Here is a 17,422-nt window from a genome sequence, read left to right as displayed (position 1 = left end):
GTTTTCGGAAACCGTCGGATCCGGGCTGCCAGGCCCGTAAGCCCGAACGCGCGCCCGAGCTTATGCGAGCATAGCCAAGCGCGCGGATGCGCGCGCCGGCGTCTGAGGAAAAATCAACGCTTTTTCCACCACATATAGGCATTGGCGAAGATGCCGAGCAGGATCACGCTGGCGATGCACAGCGCGATATAGGCTGCGTGGAAAGGCGTGACTTCGATCCAGATAAAGCCCGCAGCATAGCTGAGCGCGACCGAGACGACGAAGGTCTGGAGCGAATTGGACCCGATCACCGCGCATTGCCGCATCGGCCATAGCCGCTGCAGGCGCGGCCACATCCACAATATGCTCATGATCAGCCAGCAGACCGACAGCGCGTGGACGACCCGCACCGGCCCGATACGTATCTTGCTCTGATACTCGACCTGGAAGGAGAACCAGCCCTGTGCGAGGAAAAGAACGGTAAGCCCGGTGAAGAGCAGCGCCGGCAGCACCAGCCAGCGCCAGTCGCCTTCGGCGCGGCGCTCCATCCGGGCGAGGAGGCGATAGCGGCCGGCGGCCATCGCGCCGAAGAAGACCAACTGCCAGGAGGCGGGGTTGAAATTCCAATGCCAGTCGCCGACCGGCGAACCGCCGATGACGTTGAACCAGGCATGTTCATGCGCGAACCAGTAGAGTGAGACCGAGATGGCGAGCGCCACGAAAGGCTGAATACGCAACAGCAGTGCGAAGAGCGGCGCGGTGGCCAGCAGCACCATATAGGTGACGAGGATTTCCAGGCAGTAAGGCTGGATATAGAGGATCAGGAAGTCGATCAGCGTTGCCGGGCCGCCCTGAATGAACCAGCTGTAGAAGCTCAGGCGGGCAAGATCGCCCGACAGCAGGCACAGCGGCAGCAGGACCAGGAACAGCACTAGATTATAGACATAGAGCTTGCCGGCGCGACGCCACACCTTTCCGGCGAAATCGAGCACGGGCGGATCACGGTCCGCGCGGAAATAGACCGCGCCGACCAGATAGCCCGACAGCATGAAGAAAATCTCCGCCGCGCTGGAGAACCCCCACAGCGTCAGCGTCGGAAACTGCATGCCGACCATGTGCATGCGATCGGTGAAGCCGGTGATATGGTTGATGGTGATGGTGATCAGCGCCAGCCCGCGCAATATGTCTATACTGGCGTCGCGCTGGCTCGGGCGCGGCCCGCTGGCTTCGTTCGAATCTCTGGAGGTCACCGCGGCGGCTTACCGCAGATGGGCAAAATTTCAACTTGGTGCTCAACTCTCTGCCGCGTTCATTGATCCTGAAGAATAGGGGGACCATATAGGGGTGGAAGGTTGCGCCCACGCGGCGCTCCGATCGGAGACTGCATGACTGAGAATCTGCCCGTATTGCCGCTGCGCGATATCGTTGTTTTTCCGCACATGATCGTGCCGCTGTTCGTCGGCCGCGAGAAGTCCGTGGCGGCGCTCGAATCGGCCATGGCGGCGGACAAGTCGATATTCCTGGTCGCCCAGCTCGATCCGGCCGAGGATGATCCCGACCGCGACGCGCTCTACGACCTCGGCGTCGTCGCCACCGTGCTGCAACTGCTGAAGCTGCCCGACGGCACCGTTCGCGTGCTCGTCGAAGGTAAGCAGCGCGCAAAGCTGGAAGAGCTGCGCAGCGACGAAACGCATCTGACCGCGACGGTCGAACTGATCGAGGAAGCGGTGGCTGAGGGCACCGAAGTTTCGGCGCTGATGCGCTCGGTGATCGATCAGTTCGAAAATTATGCGCGCCTCAACAAGAAACTGCCGGCCGAGACTTCGGTCCAGCTCGGGCAGATCGAGGACGCGGCGAAGCTGGCGGACGCGGTTGCCGCCAATATCTCGATCAAGGTTGCCGACAAGCAGGCGCTGCTGATCGAGCTCGATCCGGCCAAGCGGCTCGAAATGGCGTTCGCGCTGATGGAAGGCGAGCTGGGCGTGCTCCAGGTCGAGAAGAAGATCCGCAGCCGCGTGAAGCGGCAGATGGAGAAGACCCAGCGCGAATATTATCTCAACGAGCAGCTCAAGGCGATCCAGCGCGAGCTGGGCAATGGCGAAGGCGAAGAGGGCGGCGACGAGCTGGCCGAACTCGCTGCCAAGATCGCCAAGCTCAAGCTGTCGAAGGAAGCGCGCGGCAAGGCCAATGCGGAGCTTAAGAAGCTGCGTACCATGGCGCCGATGTCGGCCGAAGCCACGGTGGTCCGCAATTATCTCGACGTGCTGCTCGGCCTGCCCTGGGGCAAGAAATCGAAGCTCAAGAAGGACATCGCGGCCGCGCAGGCGGTGCTCGACGCCGATCATCATGGGCTTGAGAAGGTCAAGGACCGGATCGTCGAATATCTGGCGGTCCAGGCGCGCACCAACAAGCTGAAGGGGCCGATCCTGTGCCTCGTCGGCCCTCCGGGCGTCGGCAAGACCTCGCTCGGCCGCTCGATCGCCAAGGCGACGGGACGCGAGTTCGTGCGCCAGTCGCTGGGCGGCGTGCGCGACGAGGCCGAGATTCGCGGCCATCGCCGCACCTATATCGGCTCGCTACCGGGCAAGATCGTCACCAACCTCAAGAAGGCCGGGACGTCGAACCCGCTGTTCCTGCTCGACGAGATCGACAAGCTGGGCCAGGACTTCCGCGGCGATCCGGCCTCGGCGCTGCTCGAGGTGCTCGATCCGGAGCAGAACAACAAGTTCCAGGATCATTATCTGGAGATCGATGTCGATCTGTCGGACGTGATGTTCGTGTGCACCGCGAACAGCCTGAACCTGCCGCAGCCGCTACTCGACCGCATGGAGATCATCCGGCTCGAGGGCTATACCGAAGACGAGAAGGTCGAGATTGCCAAGGAGCATCTGCGCGACAAGCAGATCGAGGCACATGGCCTGAAGCCCGAGGAGTTCGAGCTGACCGACGCGGGCCTGCGCGACCTGATCCGTTATTACACCCGCGAAGCGGGTGTCCGCACGCTCGAGCGCGAGATCGCCAAGCTCGCCCGCAAAAGCCTGCGCCGCATCCTCGAGGGCAAGGAGACCAAGGTCGTCATCACGCCCGAGAATCTGGCGGAGTTCGCCGGCGTGCGGAAGTACCGTTTCGGTATCGGCGAGGAAGAGGATCAGGTCGGCGCGGTGACGGGCCTGGCCTGGACCGAGGTGGGCGGCGAACTGCTGACCATCGAGGCGGTGACGGTGCCAGGCAAGGGATCGATCAGCACCACCGGCAAGCTTGGCGACGTGATGAAGGAGAGCGTCCAGGCGGCGTTCAGCTTCGTCAAGGCGCGCGCACCGGCCTACGGCGTCAAGCCGAGCCTGATCGCCCGCAAGGACATCCACATCCACCTGCCCGAGGGCGCTGTGCCAAAGGACGGGCCATCCGCCGGTATCGGGATCACGACGGCGATCGTCTCGACACTGACCGGCATTCCGGTGCGCAAGGAAGTGGCGATGACCGGTGAGGTGACGCTTCGCGGACGGGTGCTGCCGATCGGCGGGCTCAAGGAGAAGCTGCTCGCGGCCCTGCGGGGCGGCATCACCACCGTGCTCATCCCCAAGGAGAATGAGAAAGATCTCGTCGAGATTCCCGCCAATATCCGCGAGGGGCTGAAGATCGTGCCGGTGAGCCATGTCGACGAAGTGCTGGCGCTGGCGCTGGCCGACCATGTCACACCGATCGACTGGACCGAGGCCGACGATCTCGCGCTGACGATCAAGGGCGCGACGGCGCCCGACGGCGGCGAGGTGCCGGTGCGCCACTGAGCTTGCGATGATGAGAATGAGAGGGCCGGGCGGAAACGTCCGGCCTTTTTTGTCCGGGACACAGCTAGCTCGTCGCTAAACCTGCGCTTATTTTGGCTTTATGGTGATTATATATACCAAATGCGAGGACCACCAACGTCGGATAGCTCCATAGCGCTTCGGCATTGTAGTAAGTCCATGGCAGCATATTCGGCATCAGCGGCAGGAAATGCGCGAGAAGTGTCATGCCCTGCATCGCCACGACCCATAGCGGCCAATATTTCCGGGATGGGAAGGCGACGATCAGCAAGATGACGAGCAATGCTATATCGACAGACAGGACTTGTACCTCGACCTGTCCGAAAGGGTCTTCGCTGGGTTCTCGCAGAAGCACTGAGAGATATGCGGAGACGGTGACGCCGGTTATGGCCAACTTCTCTTCCCACCCGCCGCGCCGAAACGCATAGATGAAGACAGACCACATCAGGATCCCGAAGAACATCGATCGCCACATCTGTCGATGTTTGGCCTTGCGAAATGTCCACCGTCAATAATGCGCGTGCCAAATATGCAACAAAATTAGCGATGATCGGACGCGATCGATGGCCTTCGTTGATGCCGGTGGATGGCGAATGCCAGGATGAACCACTGAGGCCAACTCCACAGCGCCACCGCCCTATGCGTGGTGTAAGGCAGCATATTCGGAATCAGCGGGGCTGCATGCGCCAGCACGGTGACGCCTTGAATGGCTGCTAGCCACAGCGGCCAAAACCTATTCGACCAGAGGCCAATGCACCATAGGAGGACGAACAGGCCGAAATCCGTCAGAGCCATGTTGACTTCGACCTGGCGGAACATGCGTTCGGGAGAACTGACCACCAATACGCTGACGTAGGAATCTACGACCATAGCCGCAGCCGCGGCTCGCTCTGTCCACCCACCACGACGGAAGGCGTAGACCGTTACGATCCACATCAGCACGCCGTAAACCATTGCCCTCCACATATGACTTTCCAATCATCGAAAGGGCTTCACAGCGATACCGTGCTGTGGTGGGAGGATGTGGTAGGCAGCATGCCGTACAGCAGCTGGGCGAGATGGCCGACCATGGTTCCTCCGCGAGGCAACTATATGGTGATCCGCGATAGGTCGTCCACAAGTCACTCTGACAAGCCTGATCCCGCCGACCTTCGAGGAGTATGGCGGTGAATTGCGAAAGCCAGCACAACCAACATCGGCCAGCTCCACACGGCTACAGCTCTCCAGTAGCCCCATGGAATCATGTGCGGAACATATGGCGCCAAATGTGCCAGAACGACCAAGCTCTGCATGGCTGTAAGCCATAGCGGCCAGAATTTGTCCGATCGGATTGTCACGTACAGCAGGACAAGCAGCAAGCCGAGATCGACAAGCATGATCGAAACTTCGAGTCGATGGTAGCGGGTCGCGCTTGAGGTGAGAAACATAGTGGCGGCAGTCGTCATGTAGGAGTTGACAACAATGCCGACAGCGGCGCTCCGCTCTGCCCATCCGCCGCGGCGGAATGCGTAAAGGCATACCCCCCACATGAGGATGCCGTAGAGAATTATGCGAATCACCTCTTGAACGCATTGAATGCTGCTCGATGCGCGTCAAGAGGCAATCCGAAGAAAAGTTTTATGCGACGCGCAGCGATGGTGCTCCGGCCTCGATCAGCTTCTCGGGCGGTGTCTTCTCGCCGCCTGCCACGACAGGCAGGTTAAACTTGCGCTGCACCACAGCCAGCGCGCGATGTCCGTCTACGACCTGTCCTCGTGCCGTGACGATCGTCGAAAGCGAGTTATAAAAGTGCGTGAACGCACCCTGCGCCACCTCCATGGCAAAGTTCCCGTCAAGGCGGGCCTGCGGCAGTTCGGCTGCGAGCAGCGCGCCATGCTTGGCGGCCATATCCAGCGCCCGCTCATATTCTTCGAGCGCGGCATAAACACGCAGCGTTGCGTCATCACGGTTCTTAGACATAGCTCTCCCCTTGCGCCGGAACGGGCGCCCCGATGGGTTGATGGAAAATCCCTAGCGCTTCAGCGCCAGGAGAATGTTCGTCAAAGTGGCAAAGCCAGACAGTAACGCGCCGGCGCCCAGTCCCATTCCGAAAATCAGTACCGCGATCCAGAACAGGCGTTGGGCGATGGTCAGGTCATTGCGTGGTTTGCTCCTGGTTGGGACGGGAAGCGGAAAGTCTATGAAGCTCGTTTCACGAAAGGTCCGGTAAGGAACCTGGTCTTCCCGAAGCGCGCTCACTCCATTCCCCTGCCTGTCACCGACGATTGCCGGTGAGGTCATGATGGGCGCTTCGAGCCCGGAAACAACGGGTTCCGGTTGACTAGTCAACCGCTGACTAGGTCTGTCGCCACCCTCGAGCTCGTACGCTTCGAGGAGGCGCGCAGCTTCGAGGCGGTTCGAAACCCCGAGGGTCTGGATCGCGCTACGGAAGTGGTTGTCGACCGTCATCGGGGAAATCCCCAGCTGGCGGCCTATTTCCTTGGACTGCATATGTTGGAGGACGAGGCGCAGGCAATCGCGCTGCCGGGCTGTCAACTTGGTGATGGCCTCGTTTTCCATGTGCCTAAAATGAACGCTTCGCTGGGCCAAGTCGATGCGAAAGTTCGGCGAAATGATGCGAAAGTCTGATCCGGAAAGGGACTCAGCCCGGAAAAGCGCGAATTTCAGGCCTTGGCCGAATCAGCCCTCGGGATAGCTGATGGCTAGAATTTCGAGTTCGCGATCTCCTCCGGGCAGCCGAACCCGTCGCGTATCGCCCACAAGTGCACCTTTGAGGGCATGGGCGAGCGGCGATCGCCAGCTGATCCGGCCCTGGCCTGCATCTGCCTCATCCTCCCCGACGAGGGTGACCACGCGCTCGAGGTCATCCTCGTCGACCACTTTCACGGTCGCGCCGAAATAGACGCGGCTGCGGTCGGCCTGCCGTACGGGATCGATCACCTTCGCCGCCTTCATCCGCCGAGACAGATGGCCGAGTTCGCGGTCGATCTCGCGCAGCTTTTTGCGGCCATAGATATAGTCGCCATTTTCCGAACGGTCGCCGTTGCCCGCCGCCCAGCTGATCACCTCGACCAACGCCGGACGCTCGGTGCCGAACAGATGATCGTAGCGCGCCCGCATCGCTGCGAACCCTGCGGGGGTGATGTAATTGGGCCGGTCCGCGCTCATGCGCCAGACGTCTTCCTGGGTCGCCGCTGGTTGAGGACCTCATAGGCCATCACAGCCGTCGCGACCGCCGCGTTCAGGCTGTCCGCCTTGCCGAGCATCGGCATCTTCACCAGCAGGTCGCACTCGGCTTCGTAATCGGCGGGCAGGCCTTGCGCCTCGTTGCCGACAAGGATGAAGGTCGGCGCGGCGTAGCGCGGTTCCTGATAATCGTGGGTCGCCTTCAGGCTGGTGCCAACAAGCTGCCCGGGGCCGGCGCGCAGCCAGCCGAGAAAGTCGCTCCACCGCGCCATGGCGATCCGCTGGGTGAACAGTGCCCCCATCGTCGCGCGGACCGCTTCGACCGAGAAGGGATCGACGCAGTCGTCGATCAGGATGAGGCCGCCCGCTCCGACGGCGTCGCCGGTGCGCAGGATCGTGCCCAGATTGCCGGGATCGCGCAGCGATTGCGCAACGATCCAGATATCGGCGGCCGCGCGGTCTATTCGATCGAGGCTGGTGTCGAACTCGCGATAGACGCCGATCACGGTCTGCGGATTGTCCTTGCCAGAGAGCTTGGACAGAATGTCGCGATCGGTCTCGATCGCTTCGCCGCCCCTGGCTTCCACCTGCTCGACCAGCCTGCGGGTCAAGGGATGATCGGCGCCGTCTTTCGCAAAGAAGATCATGTCGGGCAGGACGCCGCTGTCGGCCGCCTCGGTGAGGATGCGCAGCCCCTCGGCCAGGAACAGCCCTTCGTCTTTCCGATGGCGCTTCTCGCGCAGCGACCGGACACGCTTGATCAGCGGATTGGAAAAGGCGGTAATCTGGCGGGGCAGGGAACTATCCTCTTTCTGTCATCCTGAACTTGTTTCAGGATCCACCGCGCCACAAGTCCCGACAGTGTGGATGATAAGTGGATGCTGAAACAGGTTCAGCATGACGAGTTCAGCACGACGGTTTAGTGAACCGCGCGGCTCATTCTTCGCCGAATTTGCCTTCGATCAGTTCGACCAGCGCCGCGAGCGCCTTTTCCGCCCCATCGCCCCGTGCCGAGATGATCACGCTGTCGCCCTTGGCCGCGCCGAGCATCATCAGGCCCATGATCGACGTTCCGGCGACCTTCGAGCCGTCCTTCTCCACTTCGACCTCCGCGCTATGCGCGCTTGCCATCGTGACGAACTTTGCGCTCGCCCGGGCGTGCAGGCCGCGGATATTCGTAATCTGGACCTCGCGTTGCAACGTCATGCAGCGGCTTCCCCAAGCACTTCGGACGCGACCGAGATATATTTGCGCCCGGCATCGCGCGCGGCGGCGACGGCCGCCTTGATCTTCATCATCTTGCGAGCGCCTTCGAGGCGAATCAGCATCGGCAGGTTGATGCCGGCGATCACCTCGACCCGGCCCGGCTCCATCAGCGAAATGGCAAGGTTCGACGGCGTGCCGCCGAACAGGTCGGTGAGCAGAATCACTCCCGAACCGTCATCGACGGCCTTCACCGCCCGGGCAATATCGGCGCGACGGCCTTCCATGTCGTCGTCGGGACCAATGCAGATCGCCTCTATGGCGGTCTGCGGCCCCACGACATGCTCCATCGCCGTGACGAACTCGGCCGCGAGACGGCCATGGGTAACGAGCACCAATCCGATCATTCGACTAACAATCCAACGGTCATGATCCTACGCCTGGCACGGTGCTCTCCCGAGCGTTCGACTTCGCCTGAGTCAAATCGCGGTGCCGGACCGTGGGCGAAAATCCCGCCTCGCGCAACTGGCTTGCTAGGCTTTCGGCGAAATGCACCGATCGATGCTTGCCGCCGGTGCAGCCCACCGCGACCGTAATATAGTTTTTGCCCTCGGCGTCATAGCGCGGCAGCAGCAGCGTGATCAGCCCGCTTATCCGCGCCGAAGCCTCGGCATAGGCCGGATCGGCGGCGATATAGGCGGCGACGGCCGGATCCAGCCCGGTCAGGGAACGCAGCGCCGGATCCCAATGCGGATTGCGCAGGAAGCGCATGTCGAACATCAGGTCGGCTTCACGCGGGACGCCGCGCGAGAAGGCGAAGGACATCACCGTCAGGGTGATACCGGTGTTCGCCGATTCGCCGAACCGCTCACGCAACAGGGCCTGCAGATCGTTGGTGGCGCGTCCCGTCGTGTCGATCAGGTCGTCGGCGGCCGCGCGTAACGGCGCGAGCAGTTCGCGCTCCAGGGTGATGCCATCCTCGATCTGGCGGTCCTGCGCCATCGGGTGCCGGCTGCGGGTTTCCGAATAGCGCCGGGTAAGCTCCGCACCCGACGCATCGAGGAACAGGATCGACGTGTCGCGCCCACCGTCGCGCAGCGACTGCGCGCGGCGGACGAGCTCGCGGCTGTCGAAACCCCGGGTGCGGCTGTCGATGCCGAGCGCCAGAGGCCGCTCGTCGTCCCGGCTGCCCTCGGGCGGGCTGGCGGCGAGGAGGCGGTCGAGCAGCGACACCGGCAGGTTGTCGACGGTCTCCCAGCCCATGTCCTCCAGCGCCTTGAGCGCCGTCTTCTTGCCCGAGCCCGACAGGCCGGTGACGAACAGGATGCGCCGCGGGCCCGGCTTGCTGGTCATGTCGTCCCTCCAAGGCCATGACGAAGCAGCGCCTGCTCCGCCTTGATCGCCGATGAGGCTTCGAGCGCGGCGAACGCGATCACGGGGATGTCCACGCCGCACAGCGGCGTCATGGGCAAGGGGGTGTCGGGCATGCGATCGGGCGCGCGGTCCAGATCGAGGATCAGCGCCACCGGCCCTTCGCCGGCAAAGGCCATGTCGACGATCCCGATCCCGCGAACCTCCATCTGACCCGCAATCCGCGCGGGCGGGCTTGCGTAAAGAACGCCGTCGCGCGTCGAGAGATCGGTGTAATCGTCGGAGACGAGCAGCGCCCCGCGATCGATCAGCCGGAGCGCGAGATCGGATTTGCCGCACCCCGACCCGCCGGTGAGAAGCAGCACCCGTCCGCTGATCATCACGCTGGTGGCATGGAGCGGGCTGGCCAGCGGGACGGCGGCCATCATCGGCTCCAGGCGGGGAGGCGGATCACGAATTTCGCGCCTGAGGGAGCATTGTCCCGGTCAGTTGCGATGATCGTGCCATGATGTCCCTCGACGATAGCCTTTGCGATGGCGAGACCGAGGCCGCTGTGACGGCCGAACTCCTCGCTCTCCGGGCGGTCGCTGTGAAAGCGATTGAAGATCGCCTCGCGCGCCTCGGGCGGAACGCCGGGGCCTTCATCCTCCACCCGGATCACCACATCATCGCCATCGCGGGTGGCCGCAACCTGAACGAGGCCGCCCGGCGGCGAGAAGGAGACCGCATTTTCCACGAGATTCTCGATGACGCGGGTCAGACGCGAACCGTCGCCGAACACGACCGCCGTGCCGCGATGCGGCCGGGCGAAGGCAACGCGCACCTGGCCATTGCGGCCGCGGTCTTCGCGCGTCGCCAGCAGGCCTTCGATCATGATGCCGAGGTCTATAGACTCGAAGCGCGCGCGCGCCAGTTCGGCGTCGACGCGCGACGCTTCGGCAATGTCGGTTATCAGCCGGTCGAGCCGGCCGACATCGTCGCGAATGACGTCGATCAGTTGCTTCTGGAGCGCTGGATCGGTGACCAGTCCCAGGCTGTCGACGGCCGAGCGCAGCGAGGCGAGGGGGTTCTTGAGTTCGTGGGTAACGTCGGCAGCGAAGGCTTCGGTCGCGTCGATCCGCTGGCGGATCGCGAAGCTCATGTCGGACAGCGCGCGCGCCAGCGTGCCGATCTCGTCACGGCGTTCGGGGAGGCGGGGCACCTGCACCTCGCGTGCCCGGCCGAGACGGACGCGATGGGCGGCCAGGGCCAGGCGGCGCAACGGACGGACGATGGTACGCGCGAGGAACAGCGAGAGGCTGACCGAGACGAGCACGACGATGAGCAGCACGACGCCGAGCCGTAGCCGTTCGGCGCGAACGATACGGGTGATGTCGCGCTGGTTCTCGGTCGACAGCAGGACGTTGCCGCCGCCGTTTGTCCCGCGCACGTCGATTGCGGCGATGATCATTGGCGTCCGGTCAGGCGCGCGTTGGACAGCGGTCACCATGTTGCGATCGTGCAGCGCCGTGAGCGCCTGCGGCCAGGCGGCGAGGGTGTCGACGTCGGGCTCGTGATAGTCGGTCGGGCGATCGGCGGCGACGATGACATCGATCGACCGGTCGAGAAAGCGGGCGACGCGCTTCTGCCATTCTTCCTGGCTGGGGTCGCGCAGCTGATAGGTCGCACCCGATAGCGACCAGCTGTCGAAGGCCCGTTTGATCTCCGCGGGCGGCGCGGCGGGATCGGAGTAGTGATAGACGCGCAGCCTCGTGTCGGTGAGCAGGCCGAACTTCGCCAACAGCGCAGGCCGGCCCGCCGGAGGCGTCACCGAATAAGCCTCGGCGATCAGCCGCGTCTGGGTCGCTGTCTCGTCGAGACGGGCGTCGATTAGCTGCGAGCGATAGCTGTCGAGATAGAAGAAGCCTCCCGCCAGCATGGCCAGCGCGAAGATGTTGACCGCGAGGATCCGGGTGGTGAGCGATGTGCGCGCGGCCGCCTCGGGCGTGCCGAGGGCGCTGTCATTCCTCGGCAAAGCGGTATCCCACACCGTACAGCGTCTCGATCGCCTTGAAGTCGGAATCGACCTGGCGGAACTTGCGGCGAAGCCGCTTGATGTGGCTGTCGATCGTGCGGTCGTCGACATAGACATCGTCCTGATAGGCGGTGTCCATCAGCTGATCGCGCGATTTGACGAAGCCCGGGCGCTGCGCGAGCGCTTCGAGTATCAGGAATTCGGTGACGGTCAGCGTCACGTCCTGCCCGTTCCACTGTACGCGGTGGCGGGCGGGGTCCATCGCCAGACGCCCGCGCACGATCTTTTCGGCGGGTGGCGCGTCGGGCTGGTCGTCATTCTGCGCGCGCGCCTCGGTGCGCCGCAGGATCGCGCGAATACGGGCGATCAGCAGACGCTGCGAAAACGGCTTGGTGATATAGTCGTCCGCGCCCATCGCCAGGCCGAGCGCCTCGTCAAGCTCATCATCCTTAGATGTCAGGAAGATGGTGGGAACGCTGCTTTTCTCGCGCAGCCGGCGCAGCAGCTCCATCCCGTCCATGCGCGGCATCTTGATGTCGAGCACCGCAAGGTCCGGGGGATTGTCCAGCAGCGCTTTCAGTGCGGCTTCCCCGTCGGAATAGACCCGTACGGTGAAACCTTCGGACTGGAGCGCGATCGATACGGAAGTCAGAATGTTGCGATCGTCATCGACCAGCGCGATCGTGGGCGTCATGGGACCGGAAGGCCTCCTGCTTAGATTATGGCCGTCACGCCATGGCCCGAAAATTGTGCGTCCTGCCTAGCGCAGCCCCCGGGCCCGTTCAACCTTGCTCCGCACCCCTTTACGATCCCCGCCTTTGAAACTATGCGCGATGGGAAAGATAAAGGCACGAAGGAAGCTCCCGCGCGGTCGGGGGCTCCGCTCGGGCTAACATTAGGAGTGCACTCCCGAAACCGGGGGGCTCACCCGAATAGGAGAATAACGTGCCTCAGCTCACGCCCGCCTTTGGCCTCGATAAACAGGGAATCGATGTCGGCGCCGACCTTCACTGGAATCTTGGAACCGCGCCGCTCGTCGAGCTGGCCGTGCAGCGTGGCGAAGGCCTGCTCGCCAAGGACGGTCCGCTGGTCGTCAAGACCGGCGCGCACACCGGCCGGTCGGCCAATGACAAATTCTTCGTCCGCGACGCCGAGACCGAGAACTCGATCTGGTGGGGCAAGACCAACAAGAGTATGACGCCCGAGCAGTTTGCGGCCCTCAAGGCGGACTTTTTCGCGCATCTGAACACGAAGGACACGCTGTTCGTCCAGGATCTGTTCGGCGGCTCGCAGCCCGCCCACCGGGTCAACGTCCGCGTCGTCACCGAACTCGCCTGGCACAGCCTGTTCATCCGCACGTTGCTGGTCCGTCCCGAGGCGAGCGAGCTGGCCGGCTTCATGCCTGAGTTCACGATCATCGACCTGCCGACCTTCGTCGCCGATCCGGCGCGCCATGGCTGCCGCAGCGAGACCGTGATCGCCGTGAACTTCACCGAGAAGCTGATCCTGATCGGCGGCACCCGCTATGCCGGCGAGATGAAGAAGTCGGTGTTTGGCATCCTCAACTACAAGCTGCCGGTCGCGGGCGTCATGCCGATGCATTGCTCGGCCAATATCGGCCCGAACGGTGACACTGCCGTCTTCTTCGGTCTGTCGGGCACCGGCAAGACGACGCTGTCGGCCGACGCCAGCCGCACGCTGATCGGCGATGACGAGCATGGCTGGTCGGACGAGGCGGTCTTCAACTTCGAAGGCGGTTGCTATGCGAAGATGATCAACCTTTCGCCCGAGGCCGAGCCCGAGATCTACGCGACGTCGAAGCGTTTCGGCACGGTCCTCGAAAATGTCGTGATGGACCCTGAGACCCGCGAGCTCGACTTCAACGACAACAGCCTGGCGGAGAACAGCCGCGGTTCCTATCCGATCGATTTCATTCCGAATGCGTCGAAGGACAATCTGGGGCCGGTCCCGAAGAACATCATCTTCCTGACCGCCGACGCCTATGGCGTGCTGCCGCCGATTGCGAAGCTGACCCCGGATCAGGCGATGTACCACTTCCTCTCGGGCTACACCGCGCGCGTGGCTGGCACCGAGATCGGCGTCACCGAGCCCTCGGCGACCTTCTCGACCTGCTTCGGCGCGCCGTTCATGCCGCGCCACCCCTCGGTCTACGGCAACCTGCTCAAGGAGCGGATCGCCAAGGGCGGGGTGGATTGCTGGCTGGTCAACACGGGCTGGACGGGCGGCAAATATGGCGTTGGCAGCCGCATGCCGATCAAGGCGACCCGCGCACTGCTGAACGCCGCGCTCGACGGCAGCCTCAACGACGCGGAGTTCGTCGTCGATCCGAACTTCGGCTTCCGCGTACCGCTGGCGGTGCCGGGCGTCGACAGCAAGATCCTGCAGCCGCGCGAAACCTGGGCCGACAAGGCCGATTATGACGCGACCGCCCAGAAGCTGGTCGGCCAGTTCATCGAGAATTTCGCGCAATTCGCGGATCATGTCGACGAAGGCGTTCGTCAGGCGGCCCCGAAGGCAGCCTGATGTAACTCTCGAAAGGCCTCACGGCTTTCAGGAGGGCGCCCCGGCTTCGGCAGGGGCGCCCTTCTTCTATTTTGGGGGAATGAAGATGACCAATGAAGAAGGACCGCGGCTGTTCGCGGACGACGATGCCATACGCCACATCGGACGCGGCCTGCTCGACCGCAGCCTGCCGAAGGAAGATTGGACGCACGAGGCGCACCTCGCCGCCTGCCTGTGGATAGTTACCGAACGTCCGGATATCGATCCGGATCGTGATATGCGCGCCATCATCAGCGGCTATAACGAAGCGGTTGGCGGGGTTAATGATGATCATGGCGGTTACCACGACACGATAACCCATTGCTTCATCGCGGGCGTCCGCAACTGGCTCGCGCGCTGTGAATCGCGAGCATTGGTGGAGCGGGTCAACGGTCTGCTGGAAACCGACGAAGGACAGCGTGATTGGCCGCTGCGCTTCTACAGCCGGGACCTGCTGTTCTCGGTCGACGCGCGGCGCGATCGGGTCGCGCCGGACATCAAATCTTTACCATGATCGCTCTACTGAAAATTAAGACCAAAAGCCTATGCCCGGTCGTGAACTTCTCTGAGCGGGTGTCATGTTCGAATCGAAGCCTCCTTCTTCCGCCGGCCGTAAGGGCTGGAGCCTGGACACGCTGCTTGGCCGCACGGCCGAGCCTGCCGCTGTTGCGCCTGCTGCGCCTGTGGCGCCGGCGATCCTGCATGAACCAGCCCCGACGACCGATCTTTTCACCCGGATCGGCGGTTTCCTGAAGGCGCAGCGGCTCGATCCGACCCCGGTCAACTATGACCTCGCCTATCAATATCTGGGTGGCAATGATCCCGCACTGGTGATCGCCGTCGATGCGGCCATCGCACGGGACGGCATATTGCGTCCCGACGTGGCCGAGGAGATTACGCAGGAAGCGGCCAATCAGGTCTCGTCCGAACTCGTCGAGAAGCTGATCGATCAGGCGCACCAGAGCATGACGCTGGCCGCGAGCCTGGTCGGCCAGTCGCGCACCGACGCCAAGGCCTATGGCAGCGCCCTCGACAAGGGAGCGGCGGCGATGGACGCCGGCGGCGAATCCGCGACCCGCGCGCTCGGCCTGATGGTCGAGCTGACGCGCACGATGATCGACAAGACCCAGGACGCCGAGCGCCGCCTCGCCGAAATGGGTTCGCAGATGGAATCGCTGCAGGACGACCTCGCCGAAGCGCAGGCCGTGGCCGAGAGCGATCCGCTGACCGGCCTGGCCAACCGCCGCGCCTTCCAGTCGCGCCTCGCCCGCGCGATGGCGCAGGCTGCCGCCGAGGGCACGCCGCTGTCGGTCGCCTTCTGCGATATCGATCACTTCAAGTCGATCAACGATAATCATGGCCACGATACCGGCGATCGGATCCTCAAGATGGTCGCCGACGCGCTGTCCGAAGGCGCGGGCGAGGACGCCTATGTCGGCCGCTTCGGCGGCGAGGAGTTCCTGATCCTGTTCGACGGCATCATGGCGCGCCGCGCCGCAATGCGCGTCGACGAGATCCGCGACGAACTGTCGGGCCGCCATCTCGTGTCCAAGACCACGGGCGAGCCGCTCGGCACCGTCACCTTCTCGGCGGGCGTGGCGCAGCTGCTGCCGGGAGAAGGGGACGGAGAGATGCTCCGCCGCGCGGACGAGGCGCTGTACAACGCCAAGAACAGCGGCCGGAACCGGGTGATCATTCACGGCGAAGATTGAGGATTGCCGTCGCCCCGGTCCGCAGGTGCGGGCCGGGGCGACGTTTATGTTTCAACCGCACTAGCGGTTCGCCGCGCGCCGACATATATGGCCTCGAATCCTTTATCACCTCGCGGGGATTCGACTTCATGGACATCAGCCTCGGCCTCACCTTCGACGACGTGCTCCTCCGGCCCGGCGAATCGGACGTGTTGCCGAGCCAGGCGGACACCGCCACCCAGGTAACCAAGTCGATCCGGCTCAACATCCCGATCCTGTCCTCGGCGATGGACACCGTCACCGAAGCCGACATGGCGATCGTGATGGCGCAGCTCGGCGGGCTCGGCGTGCTTCACCGCAACCTGACGGTCGAAGAGCAGGCCGCCGCGATCCGCGCGGTGAAGCGCTTCGAATCCGGCATGGTGGTCAATCCGATCACGATGCGCCCCGAACAGACCTTGTCCGAAGCGCTCGAACTCATGGCCCGGAACCGGATATCGGGCATCCCCGTGGTCCAGGCTGACGGTAAGCTGCTGGGCATCCTCACCAACCGCGACGTCCGCTTCGCGGAAAATCCCAACCAGCCCGTCGCCGAACTTATGACCAGCCAGAACCTCGCGGTCGTCCGCACCGGCGTCTCGCAGGAAGAGGCGCGGCGCACGCTGCACCAGCGCCGGATCGAGAAGCTGCTGGTGGTCGATGACGATTATCGCTGCGTCGGCCTGATCACCGTCAAGGATATCGAGAAGGCGGTGAACTATCCGTCGGCGACCAAGGACGCCAGCGGCAGGTTGCGTGTAGCGGCTGCTACAACGGTCGGCGATAAGGGCTTCGAGCGCACCGAGGCGCTGATCGATGCCGAATGCGATCTGATCGTGATCGATACCGCGCACGGCCATAACAAGGATGTCGCGCGCGCAGTCGAGCGGGTGAAGCGCCTGTCCAATTCGGTTCAGGTCATTGCCGGGAACGTCGCGACCGCCGAGGCGACCCGCGCGCTGATCGACGCCGGCGCGGACGGGATCAAGGTCGGCATCGGGCCGGGCTCGATCTGTACCACGCGCGTCGTCGCAGGGGTCGGCGTGCCGCAGCTCAGCGCGGTTATGGAATCGGCGGCCGAAGCGGCGAAGTCGGGCATTCCCGTGATCGCCGACGGCGGTCTGCGCACCTCGGGGGATTTGGCTAAGGCGCTGGCTGCCGGGGCCGGTTGCGTCATGGTCGGATCGCTGCTCGCGGGCACCGAGGAAGCGCCGGGCGAAACCTTCCTGTATCAGGGGCGCGCCTATAAGAGCTATCGCGGCATGGGTTCGGTCGGTGCGATGGCGCGCGGTTCGGCGGATCGCTATTTCCAGCAGGACATCAAGGACCAGATGAAGCTGGTTCCCGAAGGCATCGAAGGACAGGTCGCCTATAAGGGCCCGGCGCGCGACGTGATTCACCAGCTGGTCGGCGGCGTGAAGGCTGCTATGGGCTATACCGGATCAAAGACGATCCCCGATCTCCAGAAGCGCGCCAAATTCGTTCGCATCACCAATGCGGGCCTCCAGGAAAGCCATGTTCACGATGTATCGATCACCCGCGAGGCGCCCAATTACCCCACCCGGTAGGGC

At 63.6% G+C, this 17,422-nt stretch carries 18 protein-coding genes; 5 read left to right on the top strand and 13 right to left on the bottom strand.

The annotated features are described in order from the left end of the window. Positions 1 to 113: 113 nt before the first annotated feature. Positions 114 to 1,229, bottom strand: a complete 1,116-nt coding sequence (gene opgC / locus ASE00_RS04455; protein ID WP_082594459.1) for an OpgC domain-containing protein — start codon at positions 1,227 to 1,229, stop codon at positions 114 to 116. A 135-nt stretch (positions 1,230 to 1,364) separates the two neighbouring features. Here opgC and lon point away from each other — a divergent pair, with 135 nt between their 5' ends. Then, positions 1,365 to 3,767, top strand: a complete 2,403-nt coding sequence (gene lon / locus ASE00_RS04450) for an endopeptidase La (protein WP_056377954.1) — start codon at positions 1,365 to 1,367, stop codon at positions 3,765 to 3,767. 64 nt (positions 3,768 to 3,831) lie between these two features. On the opposite strand, the gene ASE00_RS04445 is transcribed toward lon, so the two are convergent. From ASE00_RS04445 to ASE00_RS04385, 12 genes are all read right to left on the bottom strand, one after another. After that, the gene (locus ASE00_RS04445) at positions 3,832 to 4,248 is read right to left on the bottom strand and encodes a hypothetical protein (protein WP_156405263.1); all 417 of its coding nucleotides are present in this window, start codon (positions 4,246 to 4,248) and stop codon (positions 3,832 to 3,834) included. Between the two features lie 77 nt (positions 4,249 to 4,325). Further along, positions 4,326 to 4,739, bottom strand: coding sequence for a hypothetical protein (locus tag ASE00_RS04440; protein WP_156405262.1), 414 nt, complete (start codon positions 4,737 to 4,739; stop codon positions 4,326 to 4,328). A 663-nt stretch (positions 4,740 to 5,402) separates the two neighbouring features. Beyond that, entirely contained in the window at positions 5,403 to 5,744 is a 342-nt protein-coding gene (locus tag ASE00_RS04430; RefSeq protein WP_056377950.1) for a hypothetical protein, read from the bottom strand. A gap of 51 nt (positions 5,745 to 5,795) precedes the next feature. Continuing rightward, entirely contained in the window at positions 5,796 to 6,344 is a 549-nt protein-coding gene (locus ASE00_RS04425; protein WP_056377949.1) for a helix-turn-helix domain-containing protein, read from the bottom strand. Between the two features lie 120 nt (positions 6,345 to 6,464). Continuing rightward, positions 6,465 to 6,953, bottom strand: coding sequence for a GreA/GreB family elongation factor (locus tag ASE00_RS04420; protein ID WP_056377948.1), 489 nt, complete (start codon positions 6,951 to 6,953; stop codon positions 6,465 to 6,467). Beyond that, the gene (locus ASE00_RS04415; protein ID WP_056377947.1) at positions 6,950 to 7,768 is read right to left on the bottom strand and encodes a TrmH family RNA methyltransferase; all 819 of its coding nucleotides are present in this window, start codon (positions 7,766 to 7,768) and stop codon (positions 6,950 to 6,952) included. The genes ASE00_RS04420 and ASE00_RS04415 overlap by 4 nt, the downstream gene beginning before the upstream one ends. Positions 7,769 to 7,907: 139 nt before the next feature. After that, positions 7,908 to 8,177 carry an HPr family phosphocarrier protein gene (locus tag ASE00_RS04410; protein ID WP_056377946.1) on the bottom strand — a complete coding sequence of 90 codons (270 nt, stop codon included), beginning with the start codon at positions 8,175 to 8,177 and terminating at the stop codon, positions 7,908 to 7,910. Continuing rightward, positions 8,174 to 8,581 (bottom strand): PTS sugar transporter subunit IIA, encoded by a 408-nt coding sequence (locus ASE00_RS04405; protein WP_046193854.1) that lies wholly within the window; start codon positions 8,579 to 8,581, stop codon positions 8,174 to 8,176. The genes ASE00_RS04410 and ASE00_RS04405 overlap by 4 nt, the downstream gene beginning before the upstream one ends. Positions 8,582 to 8,600: 19 nt before the next feature. Next, positions 8,601 to 9,527 carry an RNase adapter RapZ gene (rapZ, locus tag ASE00_RS04400; protein ID WP_056377945.1) on the bottom strand — a complete coding sequence of 309 codons (927 nt, stop codon included), beginning with the start codon at positions 9,525 to 9,527 and terminating at the stop codon, positions 8,601 to 8,603. Further along, entirely contained in the window at positions 9,524 to 9,970 is a 447-nt protein-coding gene (locus tag ASE00_RS04395; RefSeq protein WP_056377944.1) for an HPr kinase/phosphorylase, read from the bottom strand. Before ASE00_RS04395 ends, rapZ begins: the two co-directional genes overlap by 4 nt. Beyond that, the gene (locus ASE00_RS04390; RefSeq protein WP_056377943.1) at positions 9,970 to 11,559 is read right to left on the bottom strand and encodes a sensor histidine kinase; all 1,590 of its coding nucleotides are present in this window, start codon (positions 11,557 to 11,559) and stop codon (positions 9,970 to 9,972) included. The genes ASE00_RS04395 and ASE00_RS04390 overlap by 1 nt, the downstream gene beginning before the upstream one ends. Then, the gene (locus ASE00_RS04385; RefSeq protein WP_056377942.1) at positions 11,546 to 12,253 is read right to left on the bottom strand and encodes a response regulator transcription factor; all 708 of its coding nucleotides are present in this window, start codon (positions 12,251 to 12,253) and stop codon (positions 11,546 to 11,548) included. The genes ASE00_RS04390 and ASE00_RS04385 overlap by 14 nt, the downstream gene beginning before the upstream one ends. A gap of 251 nt (positions 12,254 to 12,504) precedes the next feature. Between ASE00_RS04385 and ASE00_RS04380 the strand changes: the two genes are divergently transcribed. From ASE00_RS04380 to guaB, 4 genes are all read left to right on the top strand, one after another. Beyond that, positions 12,505 to 14,103, top strand: a complete 1,599-nt coding sequence (locus ASE00_RS04380; RefSeq protein ID WP_056377941.1) for a phosphoenolpyruvate carboxykinase — start codon at positions 12,505 to 12,507, stop codon at positions 14,101 to 14,103. A 79-nt stretch (positions 14,104 to 14,182) separates the two neighbouring features. Continuing rightward, positions 14,183 to 14,635, top strand: coding sequence for a hypothetical protein (locus ASE00_RS04375; RefSeq protein WP_321164001.1), 453 nt, complete (start codon positions 14,183 to 14,185; stop codon positions 14,633 to 14,635). A gap of 64 nt (positions 14,636 to 14,699) precedes the next feature. Continuing rightward, entirely contained in the window at positions 14,700 to 15,833 is a 1,134-nt protein-coding gene (locus ASE00_RS04370; RefSeq protein ID WP_056377940.1) for a GGDEF domain-containing protein, read from the top strand. 128 nt (positions 15,834 to 15,961) lie between these two features. Next, positions 15,962 to 17,419, top strand: coding sequence for an IMP dehydrogenase (gene guaB / locus ASE00_RS04365; RefSeq protein ID WP_056377939.1), 1,458 nt, complete (start codon positions 15,962 to 15,964; stop codon positions 17,417 to 17,419). Positions 17,420 to 17,422 lie beyond the last annotated feature (3 nt).

Origin of the sequence: Sphingomonas sp. Root710 (assembly GCF_001429065.1) — a bacterium.
Classification (GTDB): domain Bacteria; phylum Pseudomonadota; class Alphaproteobacteria; order Sphingomonadales; family Sphingomonadaceae; genus Rhizorhabdus.
Note: the sequence above shows the minus strand (reverse complement) of the source record. Positions and strands in the feature narration are given on the sequence as shown.

What these genes read in the sequence shown, in the direction of transcription:
- ASE00_RS04445 (WP_156405263.1), bottom strand. Translation starts at nt 4,248, where the DNA reads ATGTTCTTCGGGATCCTGATGTGGTCTGTCTTCATCTATGCGTTTCGG.
- ASE00_RS04395 (WP_056377944.1), bottom strand. Translation starts at nt 9,970, where the DNA reads ATGGCCGCCGTCCCGCTGGCCAGCCCGCTCCATGCCACCAGCGTGATG.
- ASE00_RS04420 (WP_056377948.1), bottom strand. Translation starts at nt 6,953, where the DNA reads ATGAGCGCGGACCGGCCCAATTACATCACCCCCGCAGGGTTCGCAGCG.
- ASE00_RS04385 (WP_056377942.1), bottom strand. Translation starts at nt 12,253, where the DNA reads ATGACGCCCACGATCGCGCTGGTCGATGACGATCGCAACATTCTGACT.
- ASE00_RS04440 (WP_156405262.1), bottom strand. Translation starts at nt 4,739, where the DNA reads ATGGTTTACGGCGTGCTGATGTGGATCGTAACGGTCTACGCCTTCCGT.
- lon (WP_056377954.1), top strand. Translation starts at nt 1,365, where the DNA reads ATGACTGAGAATCTGCCCGTATTGCCGCTGCGCGATATCGTTGTTTTT.
- ASE00_RS04425 (WP_056377949.1), bottom strand. Translation starts at nt 6,344, where the DNA reads ATGGAAAACGAGGCCATCACCAAGTTGACAGCCCGGCAGCGCGATTGC.
- ASE00_RS04410 (WP_056377946.1), bottom strand. Translation starts at nt 8,177, where the DNA reads ATGACGTTGCAACGCGAGGTCCAGATTACGAATATCCGCGGCCTGCAC.
- ASE00_RS04370 (WP_056377940.1), top strand. Translation starts at nt 14,700, where the DNA reads ATGTTCGAATCGAAGCCTCCTTCTTCCGCCGGCCGTAAGGGCTGGAGC.
- rapZ (WP_056377945.1), bottom strand. Translation starts at nt 9,527, where the DNA reads ATGACCAGCAAGCCGGGCCCGCGGCGCATCCTGTTCGTCACCGGCCTG.
- ASE00_RS04430 (WP_056377950.1), bottom strand. Translation starts at nt 5,744, where the DNA reads ATGTCTAAGAACCGTGATGACGCAACGCTGCGTGTTTATGCCGCGCTC.
- ASE00_RS04405 (WP_046193854.1), bottom strand. Translation starts at nt 8,581, where the DNA reads ATGATCGGATTGGTGCTCGTTACCCATGGCCGTCTCGCGGCCGAGTTC.
- guaB (WP_056377939.1), top strand. Translation starts at nt 15,962, where the DNA reads ATGGACATCAGCCTCGGCCTCACCTTCGACGACGTGCTCCTCCGGCCC.
- ASE00_RS04375 (WP_321164001.1), top strand. Translation starts at nt 14,183, where the DNA reads ATGAAGATGACCAATGAAGAAGGACCGCGGCTGTTCGCGGACGACGAT.